Annotated in this window: 15 protein-coding genes and 4 pseudogenes; 13 read left to right on the plus strand and 6 right to left on the minus strand. The window is 66.2% G+C overall.

The annotated features are described in order from the left end of the window. Positions 1-182 precede the first annotated feature (182 nt). A complete protein-coding gene (locus ACXAJT_RS14075) occupies positions 183-1,115 on the plus strand; it encodes an IS5 family transposase (RefSeq protein WP_475236225.1) in 933 nt (310 codons plus the stop codon). 83 nt (positions 1,116-1,198) lie between these two features. Further along, positions 1,199-2,005: pseudogene (locus tag ACXAJT_RS14080) on the plus strand (IS110 family RNA-guided transposase); the annotation flags it as partial. A gap of 309 nt (positions 2,006-2,314) precedes the next feature. Here the strand turns inward: ACXAJT_RS14080 and ACXAJT_RS14085 are convergent. Continuing rightward, positions 2,315-3,448, minus strand: coding sequence for an ROK family protein (locus ACXAJT_RS14085; protein WP_475236227.1), 1,134 nt, complete (start codon positions 3,446-3,448; stop codon positions 2,315-2,317). A 155-nt stretch (positions 3,449-3,603) separates the two neighbouring features. Here ACXAJT_RS14085 and ACXAJT_RS14090 point away from each other — a divergent pair, with 155 nt between their 5' ends. The 6 genes from ACXAJT_RS14090 (at position 3,604) to ACXAJT_RS14115 (ending at position 9,889) form a co-directional block, all read left to right on the plus strand. After that, complete coding sequence (locus tag ACXAJT_RS14090) at positions 3,604-4,665, plus strand: substrate-binding domain-containing protein (protein ID WP_475236228.1); 1,062 nt, start codon at positions 3,604-3,606, stop codon at positions 4,663-4,665. 72 nt (positions 4,666-4,737) lie between these two features. Further along, positions 4,738-5,763 carry an ABC transporter permease gene (locus ACXAJT_RS14095; protein ID WP_475236230.1) on the plus strand — a complete coding sequence of 342 codons (1,026 nt, stop codon included), beginning with the start codon at positions 4,738-4,740 and terminating at the stop codon, positions 5,761-5,763. After that, positions 5,760-6,560, plus strand: a complete 801-nt coding sequence (locus tag ACXAJT_RS14100) for an ATP-binding cassette domain-containing protein (protein ID WP_475236231.1) — start codon at positions 5,760-5,762, stop codon at positions 6,558-6,560. Before ACXAJT_RS14095 ends, ACXAJT_RS14100 begins: the two co-directional genes overlap by 4 nt. A gap of 38 nt (positions 6,561-6,598) precedes the next feature. After that, on the plus strand, positions 6,599-7,606 hold the full coding sequence (locus tag ACXAJT_RS14105; RefSeq protein ID WP_475236232.1) for a hypothetical protein: 1,008 nt from the start codon (positions 6,599-6,601) through the stop codon (positions 7,604-7,606). 76 nt (positions 7,607-7,682) lie between these two features. Beyond that, positions 7,683-8,720: a carbohydrate kinase family protein gene (locus ACXAJT_RS14110; RefSeq protein WP_475236234.1), complete on the plus strand. Its 1,038-nt coding sequence runs from the start codon at positions 7,683-7,685 to the stop codon at positions 8,718-8,720. A gap of 239 nt (positions 8,721-8,959) precedes the next feature. Next, positions 8,960-9,889, plus strand: coding sequence for a LacI family DNA-binding transcriptional regulator (locus ACXAJT_RS14115; RefSeq protein WP_475236237.1), 930 nt, complete (start codon positions 8,960-8,962; stop codon positions 9,887-9,889). Positions 9,890-9,960: 71 nt separating this feature from the next. Here the strand turns inward: ACXAJT_RS14115 and ACXAJT_RS14120 are convergent. Together ACXAJT_RS14120 and ACXAJT_RS14125 are read right to left on the minus strand one after the other, a co-directional pair. Further along, positions 9,961-10,809: pseudogene (locus ACXAJT_RS14120) on the minus strand (alpha/beta hydrolase); the annotation flags it as partial. Beyond that, the gene (locus ACXAJT_RS14125) at positions 10,806-11,486 is read right to left on the minus strand and encodes a Gfo/Idh/MocA family protein (protein ID WP_475236238.1); all 681 of its coding nucleotides are present in this window, start codon (positions 11,484-11,486) and stop codon (positions 10,806-10,808) included. The gene ACXAJT_RS14125 and the pseudogene ACXAJT_RS14120, both read right to left, overlap by 4 nt. Before the next feature lie 35 nt (positions 11,487-11,521). Here ACXAJT_RS14125 and ACXAJT_RS14130 point away from each other — a divergent pair. Continuing rightward, positions 11,522-11,776, plus strand: a pseudogene (locus ACXAJT_RS14130) (IS110 family transposase); the annotation flags it as partial. A gap of 20 nt (positions 11,777-11,796) precedes the next feature. Here ACXAJT_RS14130 and ACXAJT_RS14135 read toward each other — a convergent pair. Further along, positions 11,797-12,051: pseudogene (locus ACXAJT_RS14135) on the minus strand (IS110 family transposase); the annotation flags it as partial. Between ACXAJT_RS14135 and ACXAJT_RS14140 the strand changes: the two are divergent. After that, positions 11,995-12,546, plus strand: coding sequence for a TIM barrel protein (locus ACXAJT_RS14140; protein ID WP_475236239.1), 552 nt, complete (start codon positions 11,995-11,997; stop codon positions 12,544-12,546). The pseudogene ACXAJT_RS14135 and the gene ACXAJT_RS14140 sit on opposite strands and share 57 nt — an antisense overlap. On the opposite strand, the gene pdxR is transcribed toward ACXAJT_RS14140, so the two are convergent. Together pdxR and ACXAJT_RS14150 are read right to left on the minus strand one after the other, a co-directional pair. Next, positions 12,535-13,995, minus strand: a complete 1,461-nt coding sequence (gene pdxR, locus ACXAJT_RS14145) for a MocR-like pyridoxine biosynthesis transcription factor PdxR (RefSeq protein WP_475236241.1) — start codon at positions 13,993-13,995, stop codon at positions 12,535-12,537. The two genes, ACXAJT_RS14140 and pdxR, sit on opposite strands and share 12 nt — an antisense overlap. 80 nt (positions 13,996-14,075) lie before the next feature. After that, positions 14,076-15,455, minus strand: coding sequence for an aminotransferase family protein (locus ACXAJT_RS14150; protein ID WP_475236243.1), 1,380 nt, complete (start codon positions 15,453-15,455; stop codon positions 14,076-14,078). Between the two features lie 271 nt (positions 15,456-15,726). Here ACXAJT_RS14150 and ACXAJT_RS14155 point away from each other — a divergent pair, with 271 nt between their 5' ends. From ACXAJT_RS14155 to ACXAJT_RS14165, 3 genes are all read left to right on the plus strand, one after another. Then, complete coding sequence (locus ACXAJT_RS14155) at positions 15,727-16,716, plus strand: taurine ABC transporter substrate-binding protein (protein WP_475236244.1); 990 nt, start codon at positions 15,727-15,729, stop codon at positions 16,714-16,716. 63 nt (positions 16,717-16,779) lie between these two features. Then, entirely contained in the window at positions 16,780-17,580 is an 801-nt protein-coding gene (locus tag ACXAJT_RS14160; protein ID WP_475236247.1) for a taurine ABC transporter ATP-binding protein, read from the plus strand. Between the two features lies 1 nt (position 17,581). After that, on the plus strand, positions 17,582-18,844 hold the full coding sequence (locus ACXAJT_RS14165) for an ABC transporter permease subunit (protein ID WP_475236248.1): 1,263 nt from the start codon (positions 17,582-17,584) through the stop codon (positions 18,842-18,844). Positions 18,845-19,005 lie beyond the last annotated feature (161 nt).

The raw sequence follows: 19,005 nt of genomic DNA on the forward strand, positions 1-19,005 counted from the left end.
CGCCACTCCCGGAAGGGATCCGCGCATCTCAGCACGTCAATAGCCGGGCGACGCCAGATCTTATCCAGCTATTGCCCGACAAGAGAATATGTCGGGTGAGGATTGCCAGTAGGCATGGCGTTGTTGCAGAACTCGGCCGGTGAAGGATTCACATCGGGAATCCATGCGGTTAGACGAACACCATGAGCAAGCCGAAGCCCTCCCGCTACCGCACTACGAACTGGTCCACCTATACCGATGCGCTCAGGATGCGCGGGTCGCTGCTGATCTGGCTGGACAAGGAGATGACCTGGCACGCGCCGCATGAGGGACGCGCGGGGCGCCCGCCGGTCTTTTCGAACGCCGCGATCCAGTTTTGCCTATCGATCAAGGTTCTGTTCAAGCTGCCGCTCAGGCAGACAGCCGGGATGGTCGCGAGCCTCCTGCGCCTTGCTGGGCTGGATTGGCCTATTCCGGACTACTCGACGCTGTGCCGCAGGCAGAAGACCCTGAAGGTGCAGATCCCTTATCGCCGTGCTGGCGGACCGCTGAACCTGCTGGTGGACAGCACGGGCATCAAGTTTCTTGGCGACGGCGAATGGCAGGCCCGGAAGCATGGCGTTCAGGGGCGTCGCCAATGGCGCAAGGTGCATCTGGCGATGGACACTGCCACATCCGACATCCGCGCGGTCGAGTTCACCCCGAGCCGGGAAGGCGACAGCCCCGTCCTGCCGGACCTGCTTGGCCAGATCCCTGAGGACGAGGACATTGGCACCGTGACCGCAGATGGTGCCGACGATACCCGCCGCTGCCACAGCGCCGTCATCGCGCGCGGCGGCACGGCAATCATACCGATCCGAAGGAACGGTCGGGCTTGGAAAGAGGACTGCCCGGCTGCCAAGGCGCGCAACGAAACCCTGCGCGCCACGCGTTATTACGGTCGGGCATTCTGGAAGCGGTGGACCGGATATCACGCCCGCAGCCGCGTGGAAGCCAAGATGCGATGCCTGAAGGCTTTCGGTGAGCGCATCGCTGCGCGGGATCCCGATCGCCAAACCGCCGAAATCCACATCCGGGTCGCCCTTATCAATCGCTTCAACGCGCTCGGCACCGCCGAGGTTGTCCGCGTGGCCTGAGCACCGACGGGAAAGGGCCACTCATACCTCAGGCCGCCGTTCTGCAACAACGCCAACTGGACCACTCAAGTGGGGCAGACAAGTTCTATCACGCGTTCAGTGCCAGAGGACTGCCAGCGATGTGTATTGACGCGCGTCATGCCAAGGCAGCACTCGACATGGCGCCGAACAAGACCGACGCGAAGGATGCTGACGGTCTGGCGCGTCTTGCCGAGGTCGGGTTCTTTCGCGAGGTGCGCGTGAAGGGGTTCGACAGTATGCTAACACGCACGCTCGTCGGGGCACGCAACCAGCTGGTCCGGATGACCACTCAGCTTTCTAACCAGATCCGCGGCGTCATGAAGACGTTCGGCCTGATCGTTCCCGCGGGCAAGGGACGCAAATTCGAGCGGAATGTCCGACACCTTTTCGCCGATCGGACGGAACTCGCTGCCCTCGTTCTGCCGTTGCTGGACGCCTGGCGCAGCATTCGCACGCAGGTGGCGGGCCTCGGAACACGGCTTGTCGCCACCGCACGCCAGAGCACCGATTGCTGCCTTCTGATGTCGATCCCCGGCATCGGCGCGGTCACCGCGACATCCTTCGTCGCTGCCATTGAGGATCCAGCCAACTTCTGGAACTCACGCGCCGTCGGGGCCTGGGTCGGCCTGACAACTCGCCGCTACCAGTCCGGAGAGGTTGATTATGACGGCCATATCTCTCGGCGCGGCGATCGGCATCTGCGCTGGCTGCTCTACGAGGCTGCGGCGATCAGCCTGACCGGCGTCCGGGCCGAAAGCGGCTTGTGTACATGGGGGCTCAGGCTGCACGAAAGGAGCGGCTTCAAGCGCGCCGCTGTTGCGGTGGCCCGCAAACTGGCAGTGATCATGCATGCGATGCTCAAGAACGGCGAGTTTTCGATCCCCAGCCAGGGGTTGCAACCTGACCTCCAGCGGATAGCGTTCGGGTTCCGAACGCTTGAGACGTCCCTGCCGGGACGTGGGCCGAGCCATTCCGTTGATGGGGTTGCACCGTCTTCCGACAGAGTGCGTCATCCACATTGAAGCCTCTTCCCGCGACGCCCAACATGTGGCGACCTATACCGACCGCGGAGACAACCATGCATCCGGCAGGCACGCAATCAGGCGAGCAGGGCTTGACGCGACAATGGTGTTTAGACAACCCCATCAGTTCTGGGCGGAAATCGACAGACATGGCTCTCAGCGCGATCCGCTCAGCTGTGCCCGCACCAGCAGCGCTGCGCCAATAACCGCCAATCGCAGGTCGCCGCGCGCCGAGCCGATCTGCAGCCGTTCGGTCGCAAGCGGCAGGCAGCGTTGGTAGACCCTCTCGCGGATCCCCGCCAACATCGCCTCGCCCGCGCCGGAGAGCGTGCCGCCGATCACCAGCACCTCGGGGTTCAGCATCGCGACGAGATCGGCCGCTACCGTGCCGATGATCCGGCTGCTGGCGTTGACCAGCGCGCGGCACTCGGGCGCGCCCCGGACATAGAGCTGCATAACCTCGCGCGCGTCGCGACAGTCGTGTCCCTGCGCCTGCAGGTCACGTGCCAGCGCCCAGCCCGCCGCATGGGCCTCGATGCAGCCCTGCTTGCCGCAGCGACACAGCCGATGCGGCTCGGGACTGTGCTGAATGTGGCCGATGTCGCCCGAGGTGCCGAAGGCGCCGCGCAGAAGCTGACCGTCGGTGATCATCCCGCAGCCGATCCCGGTGCCTGCCTTGATGAAGACGAAATGCCGGGTCTCGGGCCAGTGCAGCCGCTGCTCGGCGAGGCACATCAGGTTGACGTCGTTGTCCAGCGCCACGGGCATCTTGAGCCGGGTCCGCAAGAGCGCGCGCAGATCGAGTTCTTCCCAGCCGTACATCACCGAGGGCTTGGCGACGCGGCCCTGACGGTAGTCGATCGGGGCGGGCAGGGCGATGCAGAGCCCGGCGACGGGGGCGCTCGCCCGGTCGCCGTTCGCAAGCCGCTCGGCGCAGGCCGCCAGCGCCTCGAGCGTGCGGGCGGGATCGGCGCGCAGGTCGATCTCCAGCAGCGCCTCGTCCAGCACATCAAGATCTAAAGAGAAAAGCGTCACCCGTGCCATCTGCTCGCCGACGTCGATGCCGATGAGGTTGCGATGATGCGGGTTGATCCGCCAGGTGCGCGCCGGTCGTCCGCCGCCCGAGGCGAGGCTGTCACCCTCGGTGATCAGACCGTTCCGGGCCAGCGCCTTGATTCTCTGCCCGGCGGTGACGCGGGACAGGCCGACGTGGGTTTCGATCTCGCGCGCACTGCGCGGAGGCCCGTCGAGCAGCAGGCGGTATATCGGGTCGTGACCGGGATTTTCCATGCTGCTCCATGACCTTACGGCATCCTCGCGAATTTGCCACTTATGATAAGTGATTTACAAAAGTATAGCAATATATGAATCTTTCTTGACAGAAGTTTCCCCATTCTGCCCACTGAACATGCGCAGGGAGGAGCTGCGCATTTTGGGAGGACACTATGAAAACGCTTTTTAGGCTGGGGGCCGCAGGGTCCGCCACGGCCCTGATGCTTGCCGCCCCGGTGGCCCTGATTGCAGGCGCCCCGGCGGCATGGGCTCAGGATGACGACATTCTCGTCGGGCTGATCACCAAGACCGACACCAACCCGTTCTTTGCCAAGATGCGCGTGGGCGCGGCCGCCAAGGCCGAGGAGCTGGGCGTGAAGTTCCAGGCCTTCGCCGGCAAGTACGACGGCGACAACGACACGCAGATCACCGCCATCGAGAACCTCATCGCCGCCGGGGCCGACGGTATCCTGCTGCTGGCCAGCGACACCAAGGCGATCGTGCCGACGGTGCAGAAGGCGCGCGACGCGGGGATCCTCGTCATCGCGCTCGACACCCCGCTGGAGCCGATCGACGCGGCGGATGCGACCTTTGCCACCGACAACTTCCTCGCCGGCGAGATGATCGGTCAATGGGCGCTGAAAACGCTGGGCGAGGAGGCCGCGCAATCGGCCAAGATCGCCTTTCTCGACGCCCACGAGAGCCAGCCCACCGTCGACGTGAAACGGGACCAGGGATTCATGGAAGGCTTCGGCATCGACATCAAGAACCCCGACCGGCGCGACGACGAGGACGATCCGCGGATCGTCGGCCACGAGATGGCGGGCGGCTCCGAGGTCGGTGGCCGCGACGGCATGGAGACGCTGCTGCAGAAGGATTACGACGTCAATGTTGTCTACACGATCAACGAGCCCACCGCCGCAGGTGCCTGGGAAGCGCTGAAGGGCGCGGGCAAAAACGATGGCTCGGTGCTGATCACCTCGGTGGACGGCGGCTGTCCCGGCGTGCGCAACGTGCAGGACGGGGTGATCGGCGCGACGTCGATGCAGTTCCCGCTGCTGATGGCCTCGCTCGGGGTCGAGGCGGTGGTTGCCCATGCCAAGGACGGCACCATGCCGGAACCGTCCGAGGGGCTCGATTTCTACAACACCGGTGTGAAGCTGGTGACCGACAAGCCGGTGGAGGGGCTCGAGTCCATCACCAGCGAAGAGGCGCTCGAGCTCTGCTGGGGCTGAACCTTCGCAAGCGCTTCGACGGGGCCCGCCACGGCGGGCCCGTCGTGACCAACGCAATCCGGGATCCCTGACATGACCAGCAACGACCTGCCGCAGTTCGCCACCCACGACACCCGCCTGTCGCGGCGGGTGATCAACGTGCTGCATGGCAATCCGACGATCATCCCGCTCTTCGTGCTGGTGCTCGGGCTGGCGGTCTTCTCGTCGGTGGTCGGGCAGCGCTTCTTCCACCCGTTCAACCTGTCGCTGGTGCTGCAGCAGGTGACCATCATCGGCACCGTGGCGCTGGCGCAGACGCTGATCATCCTGACCGCCGGGATCGACCTGTCGGTCGGGGCGATCGTGGTGCTGAGCTCGGTCGCCATGGGTCGGCTGGCGATGGACCATGACGTTCCGCCCGGTCTGGCGCTGGCGCTCGGCATCGCGGTCGGCTCGGGCTGCGGTGCGCTCAACGGGTTCTTCGTGACGATGATCCGCCTGCCGCCGTTCATCGTCACCTTGGGCACCTGGAGCGTGTTCAACGCGCTGATCCAGTTCTGGTCGGGCGGCGAGACCATCCGCCAGCAGGAGATCGAGGCCGCCGCGCCGATCCTGCAATGGACCGGCGAGTCGTTGCGCATGGGGGCGGCGCGGCTGACCATCGGCTCGCTGCTTATGCTGCTGCTGGCCGGGCTGCTGTGGTACGTGCTTAACCGCACCGCCTATGGCCGGCACATCTATGCGGTGGGCAACGATCCCAATGCCGCGCGGCTCTCGGGGATCGGCACGCGCAAGGTGCTGTTCACCGTCTATCTCACCGCCGGGGCGATCTGCGGCTTTGCCGGCTGGCTGCTGATCGGGCGCATCGGCGCGATCAGCCCGCTGGGCGGGGCGATGACCAACCTCGACAGCATCACCGCGGTGGTGATTGGCGGTACCAGCCTCTTCGGCGGGCGCGGCTCGATCATCGGCACGCTGATCGGGGCGCTGATCGTCGGCTTCTTCCGCAACGGGCTGGCGCTCGCCGGGCTCGACGTGCTCTGGCAAGAGTTCACCATCGGCTTCCTGATCATCATCGCGGTCTCCTTCGACCAGTGGCTGCGGAGGATCTCCACATGATGGCGCGGCCCGTGACCAATCCCGAGCCGGTGCTGAAGGCGCGCGGGCTGGTCAAATCCTTCGGCCGGGTCGTGGCGATGGACGGCGCCGATTTCGACCTGATGCCGGGAGAGATCCTCGCGGTCATCGGCGACAACGGTGCGGGCAAGTCGACGATGATCTCGGCGCTTGCGGGGGCCGTGCGCCCCGACGCCGGCGAGATCTTCCTCGGCGGCGCGAAGGTCGCCTTCCACAGCCCGATGGACGCGCGGTCGAAGGGTATCGAGACGGTGTTCCAGGGGCTGGCGCTGGCGCCGGCGCTGACCATCGTCGACAACCTCTTCCTCGGGCGCGAGTACCGCGTACCGGGGTTGCGCGGCGGGCTCTTCCGGCTGCTCGACCGCGCGCGGATGCGCGAGGAGGCCCGGAAACACCTGTCGGACCTCGGCCTGATGACCATCCAGAACATCGACCAGGTGGTCGAGACGCTCTCGGGCGGGCAGCGGCAGGGCGTCGCCGTGGCGCGCGCCTGCGCCTTCGGCTCGAAGGTGGTGATCCTCGACGAGCCCACCGCGGCGCTCGGCGTGAAGGAAAGCCGCAAGGTGCTCGATCTCATCCGGGACGTGCGCGACCGCGGCATCGCCATCGTGCTGATCTCGCACAACATGCCGCACGTCTTCGAAATCGCCGACCGCGTGCACATCCACCGGCTCGGCCGCCGCGTTGCGGTGGTCCGACCCTCGGAGATGACCATGTCCGACGCCGTGGCGATCATGACCGGCGCCATGGAGCCACCCGCGGGCCAGCCCGCGGACTGAACCCGAAACCCACTTCCCAACCCCGCAAGGACCAAGACATGCTGAGACTGGACGAGAAACTCACGCGCATCCGCAGTGGCGGCTACCGCAAGGGCGACTTCATCATCGCCGACGCCAAGGACGGGGACATGGGCCCGTCGATCAAATCCTGCGGCCCGCACCGCAATGCCGACGGCAGCGCCGGGGCCTTCCGCACCCGGCCCGAATTCCTCGACAGCATCGAGGCCATCGTCACGCAGGATGTGGTCGACGTGATGCTGACCTCGGTCTCCAACCTCGAGGCGCTGCAGGAGCGCGGGGTCTATGACACCAGCCGCGTGACGCCGGCGATCCGGGCCAATGATACCACCGATGTCTGGGTGTTCCGCGGTGCCAGCTACGCCAAGCAGCCCTCGCGCCCGTTCCGTACCGCCAACCTCGGCGAGGCAAAGCGGCTCGGCTGCGATCTCGGGCTCTACTCGATCACCTTCAACAACGACCTCGACGCCGACTACATGTCGCTCGAGCATTTCGCCGCCTTCCGCGAGGATGCGGCGGCCAATGATTTCCGCTACTTCCTCGAGGTGTTCAACCCGAACGTCGACTGCGGCATCGGGGCCGAGGACATCCCCGGCTACGTCAACGACGCGATGATGCGCTGCATGGCGGGCCTGTCGAAACGCGAGCGGCCCGAATTCCTGAAGATCGCCTACAACGGCCCGCGGGCGCTCGACGAGCTGGTCAGCTACGATCCCTCGGTGACCGTTGGGGTGCTCGGCGGCGGCGCGGGCACGACCCGCGATTGTCTCGAACTGATCGCGCAGATCGAGCGCTACGGCGCGCGGGTGGCGCTCTTCGGGCGCAAGATCAACCTCGCCGATGATCCGCAGGAAATGGTGCGCATGATGCGCGCCGTGGCGGATGGCGAGATGGGCTCCGAGGAGGCGACCCGCGCCTATCACGGCACGCTGCAGTCGCGCGGCATCACCCCGAGCCGCCCCCTTGAGGACGACGTGCAGATCACCGAGGCGGTGCTGGCGAAGGACGCGCTGAAAAGCGCCGCGTGAGCCATGCGGGGGTATCACGCCCCCGCGGCCACACCGATCAGCGGAACGAAGAACCAACGAGAGAGGGCATGACGCCATGGGCAGCATGCGCAGCGGCTACATCACCGGGGGAACCTGGTGCGTCGATCACAACATGGTCCTGCCTCGCTGGCCCGAGGAAGAGACGGCGACGCGGATCCTGTCGGCCTCGGCGCAGGGCGGCGGGGCGGGTTGCAACTTCGCCGTCGACATCCGCCGCCTCGCACCCGAGATCCCGGTCTCCACCGTCGGGCTCTGCGGCGAGGATCCGGACGGGCGGCTGCTGCGCGGCGTTGCATCGGACCATGGCATCGACTGCGCGCAGTTCCACGTAGACCCAAAGCTGCGCACCCATCGCACCATGGCCTTCACTTCGGCCGAGAACGGCAAGCGGACGCATATCTTCGAAGCCGACTCCAGCGATCACCTCTCGCCTGACCATTTCGATTTCGCGGGTGTCACCGCCCGGATGCTGCATCTCGGCCTGCCCGGCACCCACGCGCTTCTCGACGCACCGTGTCAGGGCGATCCTAGCGGCTGGGTCACTGTGTTGAAGAAGGCCCGCGCTGCCGGGTTGCGCACCAACATGGAGGTGATGAGCATCCCCCGCGACGATCTGCGGCGGATCATCCTGCCCTGCCTGCCGCATCTCGATTACCTCGTGGTCAACGATTACGAGATCGGAGCTTTTGCCGACATGCAGACGGTGCGAGAGGGCACGACTTCGGTGCCCGGTGTGCTCGCTGCGCTGCATCGGGTGATGGAACTCGGCAGCATGGAGATCGCCGTGGCGCATTTCCCCGGCGGCGCGCTGGCGCTGGAGCGCGACGGCACGGTGCAGTCGTACCCCTCGACCCGCGTACCGCAGGCCGAGGTGAAGGGCACCAACGGCGCGGGCGATGCCTTCGCCGCGGGGTTCTTCTGCGGCCATCACCGCGGCGTTCCGCTGCGCGACTGCCTCGCCTACGCCCATGCCGCCGCCGCCGCTTCGTTGCGCTCGGTCGACACCTATGGGGCGGTGGAGAGCATCGAGGCGTGTCTCGCGCTCGCCGAGCGCAACGGCTGGCGCGAGCCGCTGGAGGTGGGGGCCGCCTGACGCGCCGTCCCCCCGCGCGTCGCTTCCTCCGGCAACAGGGTGACGCCAAGTCGAGGCGCGCCCGGGCAAAAAACTTTGCGCGCGCTGGAAATTTTTCTTTACGGTAACTTCGGGAACAGGGATCGGTACGGCAAAGGGGAGCACATGGAGGAGGAGCGGCCACGCACGATGGAGGATTTCGCGCGGGCCTGCGGTGTCTCGCGTCCAACCTTGTCGAAGTTTTCGAGGACCCGGAAAGCGTGAAGCCTTCGACGCGGGCGCTGATCGAGGCCAAGCTCGAGGAAACCGACTACCAGCCGAACCTCTACGCGCGGAACCTCAACCGCAAGCGCACCCGCACCATCGGCATCATCGTCCCGGCGATCACCGACCCGTTCTACGCCCAGCTGGTCACCCGGCTGGAGCTGCTGCTGCGCGCCGAGGGCTACTGGCCGCTGACCATCTCGCCGCACGGCCAGCCGGAGCTGGAGGTCGAGGCGCTGCGTACGCTGCAGTCGCTGCGCGTGGGTGGGGCGCTGATCGCGCCGCTCGGCTTTGCCTCGGACACCGAGGCCATGCAGCGCTTCGTCGAGGCGACGCCCTGCATCTTCCTCGACAACGCGATCGGCGGCATGGCCTCCTTCGTCGGCAACGACAACCGCCAGAGCATCGACACGATGGTCGACTATCTCTGCCGTTCCGGCGAGCCGCCGGTCTATTTCAACACGCCGCCGGTGAACCCCGGCACGCGCGAGCGTTGCGCCGCCTATCTCACAGCCATGCGCGAACATGGCGCGACGCCACTGGTGCTCGAAAGCGAGACCGACACCCCCTGGGACCTCGAGCGGGTGGGCTTCGAGCGGATGAAGGCGCTGATCGCCGCGGGGCTGCCGGGGCGAACGCTGCTCTGCGCCAACGACCAGCTTGCCTTTGGGGTGATCGCGGCGGCGCATGAAGAGGGGCTGAAGGTCGGCCATAGCGCGGAGTTCGACCTGCGCGTCGCGGGCCATGACGACCACCCGCTGAGCCGCTACAGCGCGCCCTCGCTGACCACCATGGCGCAGGACTACGAGGGCATCGCCCGCACCGCCGGGGCACAGCTGCTGGCACAGCTCTCCGGCGAGGCGCAGCGCGGCTCGGTCAGCTCGACCCTGCTGCCAGCCAAGCTGGTGATGCGCGCCTCGGCCTGAGCCGCTCCGCGGTTCAGACGTCCAGCCGGTCGAGGAACTGCGCGGTGGCGGCAATGGCTGAGAAACGCGTGCAGGTGCCCGGCCCAGAGCCGCGCTTCGACCTCGGTCCCGGCCGCTGCCAGCGCCTCGGCATAGGCGCGCCCCTCGTCATGCAGGATGTCGGCCCCGACCAGCGCCACGAAGCCGGGCGGAGCACCGGTCAGCTCGGCGCGCAGCGGCGAGATGCGCCAGTCGTCAACGTCGTCTGGCGCGGCGTATTGGTCGCGGAACCAGCGCATGGTGCGCGTGCTCAGTCCGAAGCCCTCGGCAAAGCGACTGTAGCTCTCGTGCGTCTGCGTGGCGTCGGTGTTGGGGTAGAACAGCAGTTGCGCGCGCGGGCGCGGCGCGGACCTTCCCCGCGAGGATGCCAGCGCCGCGACGGCGGCAAGGTTGCCGCCCGCGCTGTCGCCCGCGACGACGATCCGCTCGTCCGAAATTCCGAGCTGATCCACCAATGCGGGCAGGTCGCCGAGGCAGGCGATGGCATCCTCGGCTGCGGCAGGAAAGCGGTGCTCGGGAGCGAGCCGGTAGTCCGGGCAGACCACCACCGCCTGGCAGGCGGCGGCGAGCCTCTGGCAGATCGCCGCATGCGAGGCCGGGCTGCCGACCACCCAGCCTCCGCCGTGCAGGTAGAGGATGCAGCGCGCGCCCTTCGCGGGGGCCGTGGAGCCGCGCCAGCAGAGTGCCGCGCCTCCGCCGAGCGGCATCGGCATCGGCCCCTCGGCCAGCGCCGGATCGGGCGGCAGCTGCAGCAGCGGCCAGCCGGCATCGAAGGCGGCGCGGGCCTCGGCGGCGCTCATCTCCTCGAACGGGCGGCCCGGCGCTTGCGCCTGTGCGGCGAGCGTGGCGCGGGCGCCGGGGGCAAGCGTATCGCGGATCATCGCAGCAACCCCTCCGCCGCCACCTCGTCCAGAAGTGCCGGCTGCTCCGGGCAGGAGGCGATCTCGACCCGCGCCGGGCGCTCTCCGGCCAGCAGGATGCCCTCGAGCACCTCGAGCACGTGGTAGGCGAGGGCGCCGCCAGCGCGGGGGGTGCGGCCCTCCGCCAGCGCCTCGGCCATTTCCGCAAGACCGAGCGCCCGGTAGTTGGCCCTGTCGGGGGCGTCGAATGGGTAGTTGGTCGTGCCGAAGGGCGTGCCTTCGGAGCTGTGCTCGGCCCAGTCCGCGCCGCCCAGCGACAGCGCCACCACGTCGCCGAAATTGTCCGGGTCGGGCAGGCGCAGCGAGCCCGCGGTGCCGTGCAACTCGATCGGCATGTTGGAATGGCGGTGGACGTCCCAGGAGGCGCCGAAGGTGACGATGGGGCCGGAGTGGAATTCGAGCAGCGACAGCGCGGTGGTCGGGGTGCCTGCCTCGAAGCTGGTATTCTGCAGCGGCCCCTCGGCGGTGATCGTGCGGGTCTTCGCGCCGAAGGAGGTGGCGGCGCTGACCGCCCGCACCGGCCCCAGCAGGTAGGTCAGCATGGTCAGGTAGTAGGGTCCCATGTCCAGCACCGGCCCGGCGCCGGGCTGGTAGGGCGCTGATACTGTAACCGCCCCCCGGCGGCATCGATGTGCCAAAGTGGGATCGCAACAATCCGTATTGGGAGGCGGTCATGTCGGAGATTATCACGGTTGGACTGGATCTGGCGAAGAATGTGTTCCAGGTCCACGGTGCTGACAGCAAAGGCAATGCTGTCTTACGCAAGAAGCTCAGAAGAGCTCAGGTGATCGAGTTCTTCGAGAAGTTGCCGCCGTGCCTGGTGGCGATGGAGGCATGTGGCGGCGCGCATTTCTGGGGACGGGAACTGTCCAGGCTCGGTCACGACGTCAGGCTCATCCCGCCCGCCTATGTGAAGCCCTTCATCAAGTTATGCTCACCTCGTCATAACTTCACGAAAGGCTTCACATAGGCCGGTGGGATGAGCCTTACATCATGGCCAAGTTTGCCGATCTCCCGGCCCCAGAAATGCGCACCGCCACAGGCTTCCATCGCGACAACGCAGGCCGGCAGCTGTCCGAAGAATGCCGCGACTTGGTCTCTTCTCAGCTTCTTGCGCAGCCCTGCCCTGCCCGCGGCGTCGGCTCCATGAACCTGAAAGACATTCTTCGCAAGATCGAGCCCGACCGTGATAATTTCCGACATGACCGTCCTCCTTTATGGATCATCGCAGACCCACCTTGGCACATAGATGCCGTCGGGGGGCGGTCACATCATCAGAGCCTCGTCACCTTGGAAAACCTCAACCCGCTGGATCATCCCGGTTGCCCGTTCGGATCGACCGCCGGTGTCCTGTCACTTGTCTCTGCGGTGAACCGCCCGCAGCTGCGGATCAATCTCGATCTCTATCACACACAGATCGGCGAGGGCGATCTGATCCGCTGGTGCGAGGCCTGCCTGCCCTGGATCGGCGAGGTGCAGGTCGCCGACAATCCCGGCCGCTGCGAACCGGGAACCGGCGAGGTCAACTATTCCGGCATCGCACGTGCCTTGCAACATATGGGCTTGCCGGGCCGGTCGGCATGGAAGCCTTCGCCGCGGGCGACAGCGATGCTGCGCTGGATGCTTTCGTGGCAGCCTTCAACATCTGAGTGCCGGGCCGGTCTAGCAACGGTTTCTCGCTTACAGTCAAGCTGTTAGTGCCGCAGCGATCAGCTTTAGACCGTCCTGTATGCGGTTGGTGGGGATGGTCGAATAGGCGAGGCGGTAGTGTGACGTGTCCGGCGAGCGACGGGCAAAGAAGGCCTGCCCCGGCTCGATCAGCACCGACTGCGCGCGCAGATCCATCGCCAGGCGGGAGGTGTCGATGCCGGGCGGGGCCTTGATCCAGAAGGACGACCCGCCCGAGCCGCAGCGGGCGACCGTGCCGAGATCGAGATCCTGCAGGCCCTTTTCCATGAGGGCGCGGCGCTGGCCGTAAACCCGTGTCATGCGGTGGATCTGGCTGTCGTAATGACCCATCGACAGGAAGTTGGCGGTGGTGCGCTGAAGGTGGCTCGGCGGGTGGCGCATGACCACGTTGCGCAAACGGCGCACCTCGCGGATCAGCTCGGGGGCGGCCACCATGTAGCCCAGACGCAGCCCCGGAAAGATCGACTTGGAAAACGAGCTGACGTAGACCACGCGGCCGGCCCGGTCGAGCGATTTCAGCGCAGGGGCGGGGGCGCTGCCGAAGGAAATCTCGAACTCGTAATCGTCTTCGACCACGAGGAAATCATCCGCGTCGGCGCGTTCCAGCAGAGCTTTGCGCCGGGCGAGTGACATGGTCGCATTCGTCGGCGCATGATGGCTGGGCGTGATGAACACAAGGTCGCATTCCGGCGGCAGCGCCTCGGGCGGAAGTCCGTCCTCGTCCACGTCGATGGAGGTTACGACCAGCCCCTTCTGGTCGAAGATCTTGCGCAACCCGGGATAACAAGGGTTCTCAACCACGGTCCTCGGCGCCTGGTCGAGCAGGAGATGCGCGACCATCCAAAGCGCGTTCTGGCTGCCCATGGTGATGATCAGCTCGTCGGGCGAGGCGTGGATGCCCCGGCGGGGCAGGATGTGACGCAGGATGTACTCCACCAGCAGCGGATCGTCTTGCTGATAGCTGTCGTGCGTGAGGCTGTCGAAATCCTTTCGGGCCATCGCCTGCATCGCGCATTTGCGCCAGTTGGCGTGATCGAACAGCGTTGTGTCGGACTGGCCGTAGATGAAGGGGTAGCGGTAGTCGCTCCAGTTCGGCGGGCGCAGAATGTCGTCGCGTTCGGGAATGGTCCGCGGCAGGCGGCGCTGCCAATCGATGCCCGGCGCGCTGTCCTTGCAACTGTCGTTGAAGACCGGACGTCGCGGCGCGTTTTCGGCGACATAGAAGCCCGAGCCGCCGCGGGCATGGAGGTATTCGTTGGAGACCAGTTCGCTGTAGGCCAGCGTGACCGTGATCCGCGACACGCCAAGGTGCTGCGCCAGCCGCCGCGAAGACGGCAGTCGCTCGCCGGGGGCGCAGCGGCCCATGACGATGGCATCAGCTACGATCTGCTGGATCTGCTGCTGCAGCGTGGCCGTGCTCCCGAGGGGGAGCAGGAATATTTCCGGCGGGATGGGCACGTCGTTTCCTTTGGGGACTGTCGCGCAAGATTATGCGCGGCAGTCCCCCATGCAAGCCCCCCGTACAATTCCCCTTTCCGTCAGGCAAAGACCCGTGTCAGCGCGCTGTCGATGGCATCGGTGATCGTGTCGATGTCATCGCCCGTGGCGATCAGCGCAGGTGCAAGGCACAGCGTGTTGTTCATCCCCGGCAGGGCGCGCGATGTGGCGCCGATGATTACGCCCTGCGCCATGCAATCCGCCACGACGGCCTTCACCTGCGCCTCCGGCACCGGCTCCTTGCTGACACGGTCGGAAACGAGCTCGGAGCCGCAAAGCAACCCCAGCCCGCGCACGTCGCCGATCACCGGGTGGCGCTCTGCCAGCGCATGCAGGTTGTCCATCAGCCGCGCGCCCATGGCGGTGGTGTTGGCCAGCAGCCCCTCGCTTTCGATGATCGCCATGTTTTCCAGCGCGGCGGCCGGTCCGGCCGTGCAGCCGCCGAAGGTCGAGATGTCGCGGAAGAAGCTCATGGGATCGGCGGCGTCGTCCTTGAAACGGTCGAAGACCTCTTGGGTGGTCACGAGGCAGGCGATCGCCGCATAGCCGGAGGCCACGCCCTTGGCCATCGTCACCATGTCCGGCAAGATACCGTAGTGCTGATACCCGAACCAGGTGCCTGTGCGTCCGACGCCGCAGACCACTTCGTCGATATGCAGCAGGATATCGTAGCGGTCGCAGATCTCGCGCACACGCTGCCAGTAGCCCACCGGCGGGGTGATGACGCCGCCGCCCGCCGTCACCGGCTCGAGGCAGAGCGCGCCGATGGTGTCCGGGCCTTCACGCAGGATGACCTCCTCAATAGCATCGGCGGCGCGCTCGCCGTAGTTTTCCACATCCCATTGCGCCCGGTATTCGAGGCAATGCGGCACCTGGACGAAGCCCGGCGTGAAAGGGCCGTAGCCCGCATTGCGCTCCGGCTGGCCACCCGCGGAGATCGTGGCGATGGTCGCGCCGTGGTAGTCGCGCTCGCGGAAGAGGATCTTGTGTTTCTTGCCGCCGAACCGCTTATGGGCGATCTGGCGCACCATCTTGAACGCTTTCTCGTTGGCCTCGGAGCCCGAGTTGACGTAGTAGACCCGGCTCATGCCCGGCATCTTCTCGATGAGTTTTTGAGCAAATCGCGCGCCGGGGATCGACCCGGCGCTGCCCGCGAAATAGTTCATCTTCGTGACCTGTTCGGCGATGGCCTGGCCGATGCTGGCGCGGCCATAGCCCACGTTCACCGTCCAGACGCCGCCCGAGACCGCGTCCAGATGTTCCTTGCCGGCCTGATTCCAGACCCGCATCCCCTTGCCCTCGACCATGATCGCGGGATCGACCGTGTCATGCGCCGCGTGCTGCGTCAGGTGGTGCCAGACATGGGCGCGATCGGCGCTGACGATGTCGGTGAAATCGTTCGGAGGCGTGATGCGGTTCATCGTTCGGGACCTTTCAGGGGAGAAGACGGGGGGTGGGAGGGGCAAGCCTGGGGTGTGGTCGACCCGCGGCCCGCAATGCGCCCAGGTATTCACCAGGCAGGCCGTTCAAATAGGGCCGGTTTGCTCCGACCTGTAAGTCCAGTTGATAAAGGCCGTTGAGCCGCTCCGGTCGGGCGGTGTCTGCTTTGTCTCAACCGCAATCGTCAGGCAGCGGGCGACAAGACCCGAAGACGCAGCCCCGCGGTACAGAGCCAACAACGGAGACACCACCATGACCACCCTTTCCAGACTGATGACCGGCGCCGCACTGGCCCTGACCGCGCAATCCGCGGCAGCCCAGGAGCTGACCGTGGGCTATTTCCTCGAATGGCCGATGCCCTTCCTCGCCGCCAAGGCCGATGGTGCCTATGACGAGGCGCTCGGTATGGATGTGAACTGGGTCTCCTTCGAGACCGGCACCGCGATGTCCGCCGCCATGGCCTCGGGCGACGTGCAGATCTCGATCAGCCAGGGCGTGCCTCCTTTCGTCGTCGCGGCATCGGCAGGCCAGCCGCTGCAGGTGGTCGACGTGGCCGTCAGCTACTCCGAGAACGACAATTGCGTCGTTGCCACCATGCTCGAGATCGACAAGGATTCGGCAGACGAGCTGGCGGGCAAGAAGGTCGCAGTGCCGCTGGGCACCGCAGCGCATTATGGCTTCCTGCGTCAGATGGAGCATTTCGGCGTCGATGTCGCCTCGCTGACCGTGGTGGACATGGCCCCTACCGATGGCGCAGCGGCGCTGGCGCAGGGCGCAGTCGATTTCGCTTGTGGGTACGGCGGCGGGCTCGCGCGGATGAAGGAACACGGCAACGTGCTGCTGACCGGTGCCGAGAAGGAAGAGTTGGGAATTCTCGTATTCGACGTGACCTCGGCGCCCACCGACTTCGTCATCGAAAACGCCGACATGCTGTCTGATTTCCTCGCCGTCACCACACAGTACAACGCCGAGTGGACCCAGACCGGATCGCCCGAGATGCTGGCGAAGATCGCCTCCGAAGCGGGCATGACGCCCGAAGCGGCCGAGGCCTCCATCGCCACCTTCTCCTTCCCGTCGGTCGAAGAGCAACTCTCGGCAAAGTGGCTGGGCGGCAATGCGGCGACCTTCATGAAGGGCGTGGCGGATGTCTTCGTCGAGGCAGGCAGCATCGATTCTGCGCTGCCGAGCTACGAGGACGCGGTGAACACCGGTCCGCTCGCGGCCACAGTCACCACGCAATAACACCGGCTCGGCTGGCGGGTTGCACGACCCGCCAGCCGCATGATCATCGAAGGGGGGCGACCCATGTCATTTCTCAGCATCGACAACCTGTCCATGCGCTTCGACCTGCCCAACGGCAGCCATGTGCAGGCGCTGCAGGACGTGTCGCTCGACATTCAGAAAGGCGAGCTGATCTCCGTGCTCGGGCCATCGGGCTGTGGCAAGTCCACGCTGCTGAACATCCTCGCGGGGTTCCTGTCGCAGACCGATGGCGGCGTGACCCTGAACGGCAGGCCCGTGACCGGACCGGGGTCGGAACGCGGCATGGTGTTCCAGAAAGGCGCTCTGTTCGAATGGATGAACGTGCGCCACAACGTGGATTTCGGCCCGCGCATGAAGGGCATGTCCGAGGTCGACCGTAACACGATCGTCGAGAACCTGCTCGATACGGTGGGCCTGCGTGCCTTCAAGAGCAAGGCGGTCTATGAGCTGTCCGGCGGGATGCAGCAGCGCGTGGCGCTCGCCCGCTGCCTGGCCAATGATCCCGACGTGATCCTGATGGACGAACCGCTGGGCGCGCTCGACGCGCTGACCCGGGAGAAGATGCAGGGGCTGGTGCTGAAACTCTGGAGGGAGACCGGCAAGACCATCATCCTCATTACCCACTCGGTCGATGAGGCGCTGCTGCTGGGCGAGCGCCTGCTGGTCATGGCGCCGCGCCCCGGGCGCATCCACCGCGAATACCGTCTGCCCTTTGCCGACGCGGCCGTGGGCGGCGATCTGCGCAGCGTCAAGGAAGACCCGAAGTTCGGCGAGATGAAGAACGAGATCCTCGGGATGATCTGGGAAATGGAAGAGGAAATCATGGGCGGGGCGGAACACTGACATGACCGGACTTTTGATACTTGCCGTCTACGTCGCGCTGTTCTTCGGCGCGGCCTTCGCGATCACGCTGATCCGCCGCCGCATCGGGCAGATGCGCGACTTCACCTCGCTCAAGACCGTGACCTTCGGCGACGAAAGCGCGGTGAAACCGGATCGCATCGCCTCGGTGTTGTCGCTGGTGGTGGTCTTCCTGGTCTGGGGCGCCTTCACCGGATCGAAGCTGGTGCCGATCCATGTGCCGGGGCCCTATACCGGCACCACGTCCTTTGAATACACCGCCGAGGCGCCGGACGGCAGCACCGGGCAGGGCACCGTGACCGTCACCGTGCATGACGCCGACACGGCGGCCGAAGACCCTGAGCCCGGCCCGGCGACCGGCTTCGTCACCAGCGACACCGCCACCGTCGCCGCCTGGCGGTCGGTGCTCATCAGCGCGCAGCGCAACGACGGCGAGGACGCGCGGATCACCTCCGTCGCGGGCCAGCCGATCGCTCCGGGGGGCATGGCCTCCGTCTCTCACGGCCAGGTGGTCATGACAGCAAAGGGCTCACTCAACTTCACGCCCGACAGGGGGCTGCAGATGGAGCCGATCTGGATGCCCGCGCCCGAGGCCGTGGTGGGACAGTTCTTCGACATCGCGAAGAACGGCTACCAGAATGTCTCGCTTTGGGAACACGTCGGCTGGTCGCTCTGGCGGGTGGTCGCGGGCTTCGTGCTGGGCTCCATCGTGGGGATCCCGCTGGGCTATGCCATGGGGCTGTCGGGCTGGGCGCGCGGCTGGTTCGATCCGATCGTCGAGTTCATGCGCCCGGTGCCGCCGCTGGCCCTGATCCCGCTGGTGATCATCTGGTTCGGTATCGGCGAGCAAGGCAAGATCGTGCTGCTTTTCCTCGCAGCGCTCTGGGTGATGATCATCGCCGCGCGGGCCGGCGTGTCGGGTGTGAACATCACCAAGGTCCATGCGGCCTATTCTCTGGGTGCCTCCAAATGGCAGGTGCTGCGCCATGTGATCGTGCCCAACTCGCTGCCAGAGATCTTCACCGGGGCGCGGGTCGCCATGGGGGTCTGCTGGGGCACGGTCGTCGCCGCCGAGCTGGTCGCCGCCGAGAAAGGCGCGGGCAAGATGATCGTCGCCGCCTCGAAGTTCCAGTCGACGGATATCGTGATGATGGGCATCGTGATCATCGGCGTGATCGGCTTCGCCATCGACATCCTAATGCGCAAGGCCGAAGGGCACCTCGTGCCGTGGAAGGGCCGCTCCTGACCGGAGCCGCCGCCTGCAAGAAGAAGCGCCACCCCGTCGGGGGTGGCGTTTTGCGTTCGGGGCTGCGGGTGTGGCTGATTGCGCGATCGGGGGGGCGATCCTTGCGCCGAACGAGGTCGAGGCCCGGCATGGCGCACCCAAGCAGGGGCCTTTGTCGTTCT

The sequence above is a fragment of the Salipiger sp. ABF4_146 genome (assembly GCF_056161345.1).